The 12,388-nt window shown below is 38.7% G+C and carries 13 protein-coding genes; 7 read left to right on the top strand and 6 right to left on the bottom strand.

Going from position 1 to position 12,388, the window contains the following annotated elements; genetic code table 11:
* Nucleotides 1–103 precede the first annotated feature (103 nt).
* Nucleotides 104–1,141: a right-handed parallel beta-helix repeat-containing protein gene (locus JFU56_RS19010; protein ID WP_242066029.1), complete on the top strand. Its 1,038-nt coding sequence runs from the start codon at nt 104–106 to the stop codon at nt 1,139–1,141.
* A gap of 17 nt (nt 1,142–1,158) precedes the next feature.
* Here JFU56_RS19010 and JFU56_RS19005 read toward each other — a convergent pair whose 3' ends face one another.
* Entirely contained in the window at nt 1,159–1,707 is a 549-nt protein-coding gene (locus tag JFU56_RS19005; protein WP_198438832.1) for a DUF882 domain-containing protein, read from the bottom strand.
* A 69-nt stretch (nt 1,708–1,776) separates the two neighbouring features.
* Nucleotides 1,777–3,003 (bottom strand): murein L,D-transpeptidase, encoded by a 1,227-nt coding sequence (locus tag JFU56_RS19000; RefSeq protein ID WP_198438831.1) that lies wholly within the window; start codon nt 3,001–3,003, stop codon nt 1,777–1,779.
* A 206-nt stretch (nt 3,004–3,209) separates the two neighbouring features.
* On the opposite strand from JFU56_RS19000, the gene JFU56_RS18995 reads away from it, so the two are divergent.
* The 3 genes from JFU56_RS18995 to JFU56_RS18985 all read left to right on the top strand — a co-directional run bounded on the left by JFU56_RS18995 (nt 3,210) and on the right by JFU56_RS18985 (nt 4,702).
* Complete coding sequence (locus JFU56_RS18995) at nt 3,210–3,662, top strand: YaiI/YqxD family protein (protein WP_198438905.1); 453 nt, start codon at nt 3,210–3,212, stop codon at nt 3,660–3,662.
* A gap of 49 nt (nt 3,663–3,711) precedes the next feature.
* Nucleotides 3,712–4,185 carry an NYN domain-containing protein gene (locus JFU56_RS18990; protein WP_198438830.1) on the top strand — a complete coding sequence of 158 codons (474 nt, stop codon included), beginning with the start codon at nt 3,712–3,714 and terminating at the stop codon, nt 4,183–4,185.
* Between the two features lie 133 nt (nt 4,186–4,318).
* Nucleotides 4,319–4,702 (top strand): GtrA family protein, encoded by a 384-nt coding sequence (locus tag JFU56_RS18985; protein ID WP_198438829.1) that lies wholly within the window; start codon nt 4,319–4,321, stop codon nt 4,700–4,702.
* Nucleotides 4,703–4,732: 30 nt separating this feature from the next.
* On the opposite strand, the gene JFU56_RS18980 is transcribed toward JFU56_RS18985, so the two are convergent.
* On the bottom strand, nt 4,733–5,986 hold the full coding sequence (locus JFU56_RS18980) for a HAMP domain-containing sensor histidine kinase (protein WP_198438828.1): 1,254 nt from the start codon (nt 5,984–5,986) through the stop codon (nt 4,733–4,735).
* A 14-nt stretch (nt 5,987–6,000) separates the two neighbouring features.
* The gene (locus JFU56_RS18975; protein ID WP_198438827.1) at nt 6,001–6,678 is read right to left on the bottom strand and encodes a response regulator transcription factor; all 678 of its coding nucleotides are present in this window, start codon (nt 6,676–6,678) and stop codon (nt 6,001–6,003) included.
* Nucleotides 6,679–6,827: 149 nt separating this feature from the next.
* On the opposite strand from JFU56_RS18975, the gene JFU56_RS18970 reads away from it, so the two are divergent.
* The 3 genes from JFU56_RS18970 (at nt 6,828) to JFU56_RS18960 (ending at nt 10,493) form a co-directional block, all read left to right on the top strand.
* Nucleotides 6,828–7,874 (top strand): glycosyltransferase family 2 protein, encoded by a 1,047-nt coding sequence (locus JFU56_RS18970; protein WP_198438826.1) that lies wholly within the window; start codon nt 6,828–6,830, stop codon nt 7,872–7,874.
* A 55-nt stretch (nt 7,875–7,929) separates the two neighbouring features.
* On the top strand, nt 7,930–9,411 hold the full coding sequence (locus JFU56_RS18965; protein WP_198438825.1) for a glycosyltransferase family 39 protein: 1,482 nt from the start codon (nt 7,930–7,932) through the stop codon (nt 9,409–9,411).
* Between the two features lie 176 nt (nt 9,412–9,587).
* Complete coding sequence (locus tag JFU56_RS18960) at nt 9,588–10,493, top strand: TIGR01777 family oxidoreductase (protein WP_198438824.1); 906 nt, start codon at nt 9,588–9,590, stop codon at nt 10,491–10,493.
* On the opposite strand, the gene JFU56_RS18955 is transcribed toward JFU56_RS18960, so the two are convergent.
* Nucleotides 10,490–10,831: a hypothetical protein gene (locus JFU56_RS18955; protein ID WP_198438823.1), complete on the bottom strand. Its 342-nt coding sequence runs from the start codon at nt 10,829–10,831 to the stop codon at nt 10,490–10,492. The genes JFU56_RS18960 and JFU56_RS18955 overlap by 4 nt on opposite strands.
* 18 nt (nt 10,832–10,849) lie before the next feature.
* Nucleotides 10,850–12,226: a ComEC/Rec2 family competence protein gene (locus tag JFU56_RS18950; RefSeq protein ID WP_242066028.1), complete on the bottom strand. Its 1,377-nt coding sequence runs from the start codon at nt 12,224–12,226 to the stop codon at nt 10,850–10,852.
* Between the last annotated feature and the right edge of the window lie 162 nt (nt 12,227–12,388).

The following is a 12,388-nucleotide window of genomic DNA, read 5'->3' as shown; positions in this document are numbered from 1 at the left end:
CACAGTTAGATGAGTCGTCATTTGGAGCTGTATGATGTATGAATTGATAAGTCAGTACAAAAACAACATCATACTGTTCATTATAATGATTAATGTACAAATAATGGCTTTCGCTAATAGCACGTATGATGACGCGGACAAAGCACATTCAGTCTGTACAAAAATAATTTCAAGTAGTGACAAGAAAATATCGAATTCAATACCCACATTTTCTAAACTGAATTTTGCGTTAGAACAATATATTGAAGGTGACGTGGTGTGTCTTGCTGATGTTTATCAATCAGCAATTGTGATTGAAGACTTCGATAGTGGCAATAAGCCACTCATAATTCGTCCTTTGCATTATCTTGGTACCACAATAAAAAGTAGACACTATAGTGGTACAGGGATAGCAATTAAAAATTCAAACGGGATTGTTATTGATGGTTTAATTATCACTGGAGGCTTATACGCAATTTTCATACAAGATTCTTCAGATATATCATTACTATCGAATCGTGTATTTAATACCGGTAATCAAGCTATATCAATAAAGCCACGGTATAGCGGCGGTAAAAACTACTTAATTGAGAATAACGTCATATTTAACACAGGTTTACTATCCCCTCAATATGGAGAGGGTATCTATATTGGTGATGGCTCTTACACCAAAGACAGATCTCAGTTAAAAATTAAATATACCGTCAGTAATGTGCTAGTAAAAAACAACCTTATTCATCACACAGGCAATGAAGCTATTGATGTAAAAGCCAATGCCTACAATGTCAAAATAATCCAAAATCGCATTAACCATATAAATTTAAAGTTTAATGCTGCAATCACCATCGCAACTGAATCTTCTTTTGCACCGCTTGGCGGTTATCAAGTCGTTGATAATGTGCTCAGTAATATAACAAACCGTTCAGGCTATAGAGCGATTGGCATTGCTGCTGGCCATGGTGACACATTCATTAAGGATAACTTGATTATCAATGACCAGGATAAGTTTACCGCTATTTGTCTATTTACTACATTTTTAAACCCTAGCTTAAATAAGGTCACACTAGAGAATAACAAGTTAGTTGGTGCGGGCTTAGCATTCTCAGAAGCATGCACTGGTGGCACCAAAAGTAATGCTAAGGCTGACGTTATATTTAAGTGAGCTTGAATCAGGTATTACTACCAAATTCTTACACGCCCAGTGTCCACATGAATAAAACCTGATTTAGGGTAATAACCCACCCCACCTAGCTCTAGAGATATAGCTGCTTCGCGTAAGTGAGATAGCTTCACATCCGGTATTGCAATATCAATAGCCATTCCACGCATATGGTAACTTTTAGTCGCAACAGCATGACTCTTACTCGCAAGCATTTGGTTGGTTTTAGGTGAGCGATAACCAGAAATAACATGGAACTCTTCTGAAATATTGAGTGTCTTGTTTAATTGGTAAAGCAATTCATATAAGCGCTTATCCATTGGTGCGGATAAATTTTCTCTATGATCACGTAATAAATGGCTAAAATCATTGAGTGTATTTTCTTGGTATATACCGTCTACCCAGTAATGACCCTGAGCACGTTCTCGAGTATGAATATTGTAAAACTCTAAATTTCTTTTACCCTGAATAGCCTGACCTGCCTGAACTTTGATTGGCGAAACTGAATACGCCGCTAAGCCGCCAAGACCTAATATCACTTTTCTTCGTGTTGAACTTACTATTGACACACATCACCACTGGTTGATTTTCACACAACAAAAGTGGAATATAGTTTCTAATTGCTCTCAAATCAAGCTTTATCGCTGTAAAGCATATATGTCATCACGATATTGGCTTAAACCACTGTCATCCATCCATGCCGTCCAATATACCAAATGGACAGGTAATACATCGTTTAAAGGAAACCATTTAGTCGTATTCCTAGAAATTTTTAATCGTGTCCACAACGACTTATTATCAACAAGACTGTTAGCGACCCAATCGGCCAGTTCATCAACTTTTTCAATACGAATACAGCCAGAAGACAATGCACGGTTAGTATGGCTAAATAGTTTAGGGTTAGTTGTGTCATGAAGGTAAACACTAAAATTATTGGGGAAATAAAATTTATAGCGACCAAGCGCATTATTTGCACCTGGCATTTGTTCGAGTCGATATGGGAATAACCCACCAGCAAGCTCTTCCCATTCAGCAGCAGTCCTTTCAACCTTATTATTTTCATAATTAAAGACATTAAAATTACGCTGATTGATAAAGTCACCATTCAGTCTTACTTTAGGCAGTAAATCGTCTTCTAAAATACTACGGGGAACACGCCAGCTTGGATTAATCACCATACTTTTAATTTCACTTGATAATATTGGCGTCGGTTTTTTTGGTTTACCAACAATAACACGTGATCGCAGTGCTATCTCACCATTATCACTCAGCAATAATTCATATGCAGGGATGTTAACTAAAAGATAACGCGGCCCTAGATCTGCCATGTAATCCATTTTGTTACCCATATTAACAGTTAGTAATGTGGCTCTACGCTTGGGGTTAACATTTAACCATTTTAATGTTGCAGGTCCAATGACACCGTCAGCCTCTAGACCATGGCGACGTTGAAAGTGACGAACTGAAATCGCAATATCAGTACTGTATATATCTGATAGTTGAATTGATGTTTCGCTGTCACCCAACAACGTCAACCTCGAATGGATTTCATGAATTTTCGGGCTGCGATCACCAACACGTAATAGTCGTGATAATTTAATTTCATCCCAACTGTACTGCGATGCAAGCCAATTTAAATAACTCACTCGACTAGAAAACTGCCGCTCTTGCTTAGACATAGGCACGCTTGCTTGCGTATTAATCACAGGTAATAAATGATCCAGTTGTTTATTACTATGATGTACAAGCGCATAACGATCATTTATAGTTTCATCGATACTTTTCCTTTCATCAGCTCCCACAATAGAAATATGATCTACAGGTAAAGCTAAGGCCTGGTGAGTATAGATGAAAGCAATGAACATCAATGCTCGTTTAAATTTAAGCTTCAAACGATTACGATATAATTGTTTAGATGATGAAACCCTAAAATAACGCATTTTAAACATAGCAAGCCCTCAACAAATATAAATTAAGTATGGCTAATAAATATCAACGAACAACATTTTCATCTATTAATACGCTAAAATGGCACTCTCGAATTTAACCTGAAGGTTTTATGCAAAATAATATTACAATATGGGTTGACGCTGATGCTTGCCCAGGCCCAATGAAAGAAATACTCTTTCGCGCAGCGGTTCGCGTGAAAGTACCTTTGGTATTAGTCGCAAACCATTGGATACGTGTACCAGCATCTCCATATATTTCAATGACCCAAGTACCATCAGGCTTTGATGTTGCCGATGATCACATTGTATTGAAAGTCGCTAAAGACGATCTGGTTATTACCTCTGACATTCCATTAGCAGCCGAAGTTATTGAAAAAGGCGCACATGTGATCACATCTCGTGGTGAAAAGTACACGTTAAGTAATATTCGTCAGCGCCTTAATATACGGGATTTTATGGACACGATGCGCGCAAGCGGTGAAATGACAGGTGGCCCAGCTGCATTAGGAGCAAAAGATAAACAAGCATTTGGTAATGCGCTTGACCAATATCTAGCCAAATACGCGAATAAATAGCTCATTTAAATACACGACTTAAAGCAATAATGGAACACCGGAGGAGCTTGTGCAAAAAATAGCAGTGTTTGTTGACGTACAGAATATCTATTACACCACTCGCCAGACTTATGGTCGTCAGTTTAATTATCGCAAACTGTGGCAACATTTATTGCTACAAGGTGATGTTGTCACGGCTTACGCTTATGCCATTGACCGTGGTGATGACCAACAACGAAAATTTCAAGATGCTCTGAAACATATTGGCTTTGATGTGAAGCTAAAACCTTTTATCCAGCGCAGTGATGGTAGTGCCAAAGGTGATTGGGATGTAGGGATAACGATCGATGTCTTACAAGTTGCTGAGTCAGTCGATACCGTCGTACTGCTTTCTGGTGATGGTGACTTTGCGATCTTACTGGATACAATCAAAACGCGTCATCAAGTGAGAGCTGAAGTATATGGCGTTCCCGCGCTAACTGCGCATGCATTAATTCATAGTGCCACAGTGTTCAATCCTATTTATGAAGATTTTCTGTTATAGATTGTTATTGTAGACCTTCATTAGTGCAGATATTACTGATTGTATGAAGGCATTTACAGACTGTTATATTCACGTTTTTTCTACAAGCTAAATGTTACATTGATGATTTATACAACGTATAGTCAGCAATAATATGAATCACAAGTATGTTAAATTTGCGATGGTCGGCGGGATGGGTTTTGTCGTCGATTTGTTCGCAATGGTATTATTCTCAACATTCCTCCCTTTGTTGAGCGCCCGATTACTCGCATTTTTCTTTGCCGTAAACAGTAATTGGCTATTAAATCGCAGTTTCACATTTAAAAATCAACATGAAAATACCAGCTTAATGCAAGAGTGGAGTAAATTTCTATGTGCATCTTGTGTTGGTGCAATCCCAAACCTGCTTTGCTATTGGCTATTAGTTACCGGGCTATCACTCACCGGTAATACCGCGATCATCGCCATTATTCCGGGGATTATATTTGGTATGCTCGTTAATTACTTGCTTGCAGACCGCTGGGTATTTAGCAAGTAATCAGGTGCACATATAGTATTGTCAGTCATTCTACAGAGATATAATGGCGCTACAGCCACCAGCATCATTGTTTTTCAGCTCAAACTGCCAGTTATATTTACGGCAAACATCTCTGGTGATCAGCAAACCTAAACCATGTCCCTCATCACCTCGCTGTTTATGATAAAGGCCACACCCCGTGTCGTTCACTGAGATTGATTGGCTATCAACAACAATATTAACCTCGCCAACCGCTGTACACCTAAACGCATTTTTTAATAAATTACCCAATAATAGCTTGAACGCAACTTCGGGCATTATTATGTCAAGTTCCTGCTTTATCTCGATATTAACAACAACAGGTTTGGTATTTAATAAAGCACTATGGGTATCAACGATTGCCATTATTTCATCTTCATTTAACTTCCGCTGAGATAACTCTAAATCTTGTTCTGATTTTGTTAATGATAACAATGCTTCTATAAAATCGTTCATTTCATTTGTTGCACTTTGTAAACGCGTTTGCTGTTTTCGAATAAATTCAGGTTCATTACTGTAGCTCAGTAAATTCGTAGCGCCCTTCATAACCATGAGTGGCGTACGTAATTCATGACTTGCCATCCGATTAAAAGCGCGTTCTCGTTCGATTAACGCGTTTTTCTGTTGTTGATTCTTATTATAACTATCAACAAGCTGAAGCAGCTCTTTAGTCGCGACACCCGGTGGTAACTCGATATCACTGGTATCATCTGGCGACCGGCGTGCAATTTGTTTCGCAAACACTGAAATGGGAGCCGTTAAGCGCTCAGAAATCCGCATAACAACAAGCAGCGCAATAAGTAAAAGCACTAATGAAGTCAGCGACTGCCATGATTGCGTCCACATGATCTCTTCTTCACCTAATTCAAACGCAGGATCACTATGGACAACATAAATAAATTTGTCTTGTTTATCCGATGTCGCGAGTTTCATCAAAAAGAATTCGGTACCTAAAGAATTACTTTGCTGGATCTCGATAGCTTCATCAATAGGCAAAAATATATTTTCATCCACGAGGTCAGGCAAGGTCACACGATCAATATAGCCAGTCGTAAACTCATCAATTTTAAATGAACGGTTGTTGTCGCTCAGTTTTGACTTTTCAACAATAGACTCTTTTTGTAGCAAGAGTCTATTCTGAATACTTAATTTCTCAATACTTTCTAACGTAGAATCAAGTACTGTCCCGTGGATCAAGATGATCACAAACGCGACAATTGAAAAATAAATAAATGTAAGCTGTTTAGCCGAACGTACCTTCGCCATATTGAACCCTAAATTTAACGATTTACTGAAACGAGTTGATAGCCAATTTTTGATAGCGTTTTAATATAGTGCTGCTGAAATGGCTTGTCCACTTGGCTACGTAATTGGTAAATATGGCTACGAAGAATATCGCCTTCTGGTTCATCTTCCCCCCAAATCGCATTGATTATTTCATTTTTAGTGACAATTTCAGGTGTTCTTATCATTAACAATTTCAAGATCGTAAACTGAGTAGGGTTAAGTTCAAAATTACAACCATTACGAGAAGCGATATGCGTTTTTAAATCGAGCGATAACGCTTCAAACGTTAAGATTTTCGCTGCATTCTTACCGCTACGACGGCGATGTAGCGCTTGAATTCGAGCGCCAAGGATATCAAGATCAAACGGTTTAATAAGGTAATCATCAGCACCGCAATCAAAACCTGCAAGAGTATCTTCACGAGTATCTCGTGCTGTTAGCATTAAGATAGGCGTGTCATCGCCCTGCTCTCTTAACTTTTGACAGACAGTGAGTCCATCCATTCGGGGCATTTGAACATCTAAAATGATTAAATCATAATAGTTATTACTCGCAAGTTCATAACCATGAACACCATCTTGTGCATAATCTAAGGTGTAACCTTTGATTTCAAAAAAATCAAAAATGATCCCCGCTATATCTTGATGATCTTCGACTAACAATATTTTCATAATAGCTTAACCCAATAAATTGATTACGCCTTTATTATGCCAAAGAGCATGTCGAATTAATGTAAAAATGTAAAAAACTTGTCGAAAACATTTATTCCACATGCTCTTTACTAAAGTGAGCATATTAGAATCCACTTCGGAATTTTCATATGCCAGCCAGTATTACATCCATTACAGAACATCGCGATGTCCTTAAAGCCAAAACGACGCCTTTATTGTCTATCGTCATTCCATTTTTCAATGAAGATGAAGTACTAACCGAATGCCATCAACGGGTAGTCGCTGTACTTGATACATTATCTGAACCATGCGAAATCATTTATGTGGATGACGGCAGCAGTGATAGCTCATGGGCTCAAGTAATCAACTTCACAGCCAATAATCATATTGTACGCTGTATAAAACTGAGTCGTAATTTTGGCAAAGAATCCGCGATGACAGCAGGCATGATCAATACAACTGCTCGCGCTGTTATTCTGCTCGACGCAGACTTACAAGATCCACCAGAATTAATCCCACAGATGGTCTGCGAATGGGAAAATGGCTATGATGTCGTTAACATGCAACGTAAACAACGTCATGGTGAAAATTGGCTGAAACGTTCAACAGCCCATCTATTTTATAAAGTGATTAATCGTTTAGCTGATATTGAGATGCCGCGTAATGTAGGAGACTTTAGATTATTAGATCGTAAGGTCGTTGACGTTATTAACGCATTACCGGAGCGTAATCGTTTTATGAAGGGTCTGCTTTCATGGCCTGGATTTAATACTTGTACACTGCAATTTGATCGTGACGCCCGCCAAGCAGGTACCACTAAATGGAACTACGCAAAACTGATCCATCTTGCATTTGAAGGGATCACTTCTTTTAGCATTCGACCTTTACGCATCGCTACTGCTGTAGGTGTGGTGACCTCTGTAGTATCAGTAATAATGGTCATTTTTCTTGTCAGCAAGACGTTATTCTGGGGGGATCCCGTTACTGGTTATCCGTCATTAATGACCGTTGTCCTATTACTTGGCGGTATACAGCTTCTATCCATCGGCTTAATGGGTGAGTATGTGGGCCGTTTATTTATCGAATCAAAACAACGCCCTAACTTTATCGTCATGAATGAAAGCTGCACTGCGCCAACAGTAAACCTCAACTCAAATAATTCGGTACATGCTCAACGTGAAAATCGTGGACGCTAAAAGCAGAATATTCATCAAGCACATAACACAAATTTTAAACAAGGCTAGTCTTCACATGTCTAAAGTAGTAAACCACTTATCTTTAACCAAAATAGCCATCACCTTGGTGGTGACAGCAATCGCAATCAGATTATTTACCCTTGGCTTTTTCCCGCTCATGGACACGACCGAGGCACGGTATGGTGAAATGGCGAGGATCATGGCAGAAACCGGTAACTGGATCACGCCAATGTTCGATTACAACGTCCCGTTTTGGGGTAAGCCCCCCCTATTCACGTGGATGAGCGCGGCGGGCATTTCAATATTTGGATTAAACGAGTTTGCAGTGCGGATCCCACACCTACTCACAGGTGGATTAATATTATCCATTGTTGGCTTACTGGCTTATAACATTTTGCCATCACGACTCAGTTCAGAACGAAAGCAAGAGGCCTGGTTAGCCACAGCTATCCTAGCAACAACAGCGACCTTTATTGTCGTAACAGGTGCCGTCATGACTGACACTGCGCTCACGTTAGGCGTTACCCTTAGCATGGCCGCATTTTGGCTTAACTATAAAAATAAGTCTGCCTTATGGGGACACCTATTTTTTATTGGTCTAACAATAGGTATGCTAGCCAAGGGGCCCCTCGCATTAGTTTTGATTGGCATTAGCTTATTCATCTGGGCGCTGTTTAACAAAACGTGGATGACTATGTTCCGTAGTTTACCGTGGAAAACCGGTATTCCGCTGTTTCTTGCAACCAGCTTACCTTGGTATATCATCGCAGAGTATTCCACTCCGGGTTTTCTTAACTACTTTATCGTTGGTGAGCATATCAAACGTTTCCTCGTGAGCGGTTGGCAAGGTGATTTATACGGTACTGCACACAAAGAGATGAAAGGAACTATCTGGGTATTTGCTATTATTTCAGCCCTACCTTGGACACCTATATTTATTTACCAATGGGTTAAAAGTTTACAGATAACCATAAAAACGAAACGTGAAACACGAATACAACAAGAGGAAGACGATACAATTGAGCTTAATTATACGAGTTTTTTGTGGGCCTGGTTATTAGCACCATTATTATTATTTACATTTAGTGGCAACATTCTTTCAAGTTATGTAATGCCTTGTTTACCGGCGTTTGCTTTATTGATGGTGACTTACCAGCGTAATAACCCATTATCGAGTAAAGTATATAAAACAGGTTTTATTGCACCAGTGTTAATTTTGATTATTGCTATCTTATTACGCACTGAAGTAACCAGTAAACAGTCTGAAAAAGGCTTGATGCAAGCTTGGTCAGAACAAGCCCAGAATAGCGAGCTAATCTATATAGACAAACGACCATTTTCAGCTCAATTTTATTCTCGAGGCTTCGCTGTTGAACGTAAAATAAAACTCGAAGTTGCAGTACAAGATATCACTAAAGATACCTATTTTGTTACGCGTAGATCAAACGAAACGGAGTTTCTAATCAAGAGTTTACCACAATGTAAACTTATCAAAGAAGCGAAAAAACGTGTACTGCTATTCTGCACCGCGCGTTAACAGTGAATGATTGCTAGCCATTAAGGTCTTCACAAGATCTTCATTAATGACTTCATTTGAAAGTAAGTTAGTGATATACGCTAACTTGCTTTTTTGTTTAAAAAACCCGATTCTGTATTATATAAAAAACTCAAATGGCCTACACTATAAGATACATAACTTACTGAGTAGCCTATATGCATATACTAATTACGGGAGGCACCGGCTTCATCGGCCAAGCATTTATTAATACCTTCCAGTCTGATTATGATTTTACTGTGTTAACTCGTAATATCAGTACCGCCAAACGTACATTTGCACATATACCGAGTCACAATATCAAATTCATCAGCCAACTCCACGAATTACCAAGTGAACTCCATGTCGATGCAGTCATCAACCTAGCTGGTTCGCCTATTATGGATAAAATGTGGAGTGATAAACACAAACATGTTCTGGAATCGAGTCGTTGGGAGATGACCCAGCAACTGGTTGATTTAATATCAACTAAGAAAATAACGCCAGAGGTCTTTATCAGTGGATCAGCTATTGGTATTTACGGCCGTCAAGGTGACCAGGCTATTGATGAACAACACCCAAAATACCATCCTGAATACTCTAGTCACTTGTGCGAAAATTGGGAAAAAATAGCCCGAACAGCTTGCCCATTAACCCGAACAGCGATCATGAGAACCGGGATTGTATTAGCGAAAGATAAAGGCGCTTTACAAAAAATGGCCTTACCTTTTAAATTTGGACTTGGTGGCCCTATCGGGCAAGGCAAACAGTACATGTCCTGGATACATATCGATGATATGGTCTCAGCCATCAATTATTTATTACAAAGTAAATCGCTCTCTGGCACATTTAATCTTACAGCACCAAATGCTGTTACTAACCGTGAATTTTCAACTAAATTAGCTGCTTGCTTTAATAAAAAGGCACGATTAACAACGCCAACATTAGTGTTACGTTTATTACTCGGTGAGCGTGCAGACCTGATTATTTATGGACAACGTGTCATACCAACACACCTAATAGATTCAGGTTTTAAATTTAAGTATGATACGTTAGATCAAGCATTATCAGCAATTTATGCTTAATGCTCGCGCTTTCTTGCTAGTCTAATTGCGTCGAATATATTAACTAACCAGACACAAAGCAGCATAACAGTGGCATAGTAAACGCCTTGAGTGTCAAGACTTGCCATCTGTTGTGTCACCAATGTATTTATACTCAGTAAATCAATCGGTCCGCCAGACTGCAACACCTTATCGATGACTAATTGTGTTTGTGTCATCGTGACATCCATAATCACATAGAGCGGTACGGCGGCAGCAATAGCAAAGACACCTGCCAGTATATATTTCTTTAACCACCAATGAGCTGCACCAGGAAACAAGAACGCAGCCAACAGACCCGCTTTAATAATATTATTCATACATAATCCTAACTGAACTCAAATAGCGATAAACAGTAATGGTAATAATAACAGACACAAAGAGTGAAATGTAACGCGCATTGGCTTAAAAATAAAACCCATCATAAATAAAATAAAGATAAGTACTGGAGCATTGGGATATACCCCACTAATTAATTGCTCTTGCTCGATCCAAATACCATCATACACAGTCACCCTCGCCCAAATAGCTTCAATGCTATTTAAAACATCATTCACAATAATGAGTAATATACCGCTAACCTTCGGCACTATTCCGACTAAGAGTACGGCTATCAACAGCACTGGTAATACAAGAACACTAAAAACAGGAATGAAAATCAAGTTGATGATGACAGAGATTAAGCTAACGCCCGAAAACACAGACAGTTGCATCGGCAACATGAATAATGTCAATAATACTTGGCTATGACAGAGGTACACGAGCTTGCTGATAACCGCCTTTACCGCCAACTTAATGCGATACCAGCACTTAATAACATTGCCCTGTTTATCAAGTGCACTCGATTCATCAATGGAGTTCTGTCGTTGGTTTAGCCAAACTAGTATAAAAACAGCAGCCATAGCTGAAAAGGATAACCAAAATCCGACCGAGAATACCGCCAACGGATCGACAATTAAAGTAACGAAAAGCATGATAGAAAACAACTGTACTAGCGTTATTTTGTAGTATTGCAGTCGATAAAGGCAATGAACGCTCAATAAAATGATAGCCCTTAACGCTGGTAACGAGAAGCCAGCTATCCATGCATAAAAGAGAGATACACATAAACTAAATGCTAAAGTGATGAACAATTGATAAGGCTGATTAAATAATCTCAACAATCGCAGTATACAGGCATAGCAAAAACCAAATATAAGCCCAATATGCAAACCAGATATAGCGACGAGATGACCAATCCCTAATAATTTAAACTGCGTCCATAATTCATTACCAATGTAACTCCTGTCACCAAAACTTAACGCATACAACATAGGATTACTGTTGGCTGGTAAGACTGATTTAAATACTTGGTACAACTCCCCGCGTAAACTAAACTTAGAGTTAATTATTTCGCCTTTATCAATAAACCCTGTATAGCGAATATGACCTGCTAATAATCCCGAGGCTTCACTGTCAATGAGATGAACTTTAAATCGCCATACCTGGCCAATGCCTAAATCCCCTTCGTAGTGATATTCTGGATTTAGCCACTTTAATCTAAGTCTAGGTTGAAAATAAGGTGTTTCTTGACCATCAATGTCAATCACGTTTACATCAAACGAAAGGCGATTTTTATTATTTACTAATGTTATTAGTTCGGCTGTTATGATATTGTCTTCAACTACTCTTTTTGATGATTCTTTGTATTGCCACTTTGTATTAAGCAGTAACATATTTGCTTCATTTATGACGTTATTTTTATATATTACAGACCAAGACAGAGTAATAAACAGCAATACTAATATAGGTGTTATCTTCAAGTAAAAAATGATAAAGGCAGCGACTGTCATTATCGTAATATATTCAATACGTTCGATATCAATAAAGAACATACT

This window comes from Moritella sp. F3, assembly GCF_015082335.1.
Lineage (GTDB): Bacteria > Pseudomonadota > Gammaproteobacteria > Enterobacterales > Moritellaceae > Moritella.
This window is presented reverse-complemented; position numbering and strand designations above follow the sequence as displayed.

Bases quoted from the DNA above. Each gene is read 5' to 3' on its own strand.
- JFU56_RS18955 (WP_198438823.1), bottom strand. From the start codon at position 10,831: ATGAATAATATTATTAAAGCGGGTCTGTTGGCTGCGTTCTTGTTTCCT.
- JFU56_RS18965 (WP_198438825.1), top strand. From the start codon at position 7,930: ATGTCTAAAGTAGTAAACCACTTATCTTTAACCAAAATAGCCATCACC.
- JFU56_RS18975 (WP_198438827.1), bottom strand. From the start codon at position 6,678: ATGAAAATATTGTTAGTCGAAGATCATCAAGATATAGCGGGGATCATT.
- JFU56_RS18980 (WP_198438828.1), bottom strand. From the start codon at position 5,986: ATGGCGAAGGTACGTTCGGCTAAACAGCTTACATTTATTTATTTTTCA.
- JFU56_RS19010 (WP_242066029.1), top strand. From the start codon at position 104: ATGGCTTTCGCTAATAGCACGTATGATGACGCGGACAAAGCACATTCA.
- JFU56_RS18950 (WP_242066028.1), bottom strand. From the start codon at position 12,226: ATGTTACTGCTTAATACAAAGTGGCAATACAAAGAATCATCAAAAAGA.
- JFU56_RS18985 (WP_198438829.1), top strand. From the start codon at position 4,319: ATGAATCACAAGTATGTTAAATTTGCGATGGTCGGCGGGATGGGTTTT.
- JFU56_RS18970 (WP_198438826.1), top strand. From the start codon at position 6,828: ATGCCAGCCAGTATTACATCCATTACAGAACATCGCGATGTCCTTAAA.
- JFU56_RS19000 (WP_198438831.1), bottom strand. From the start codon at position 3,003: ATGTTCATTGCTTTCATCTATACTCACCAGGCCTTAGCTTTACCTGTA.
- JFU56_RS18960 (WP_198438824.1), top strand. From the start codon at position 9,588: ATGCATATACTAATTACGGGAGGCACCGGCTTCATCGGCCAAGCATTT.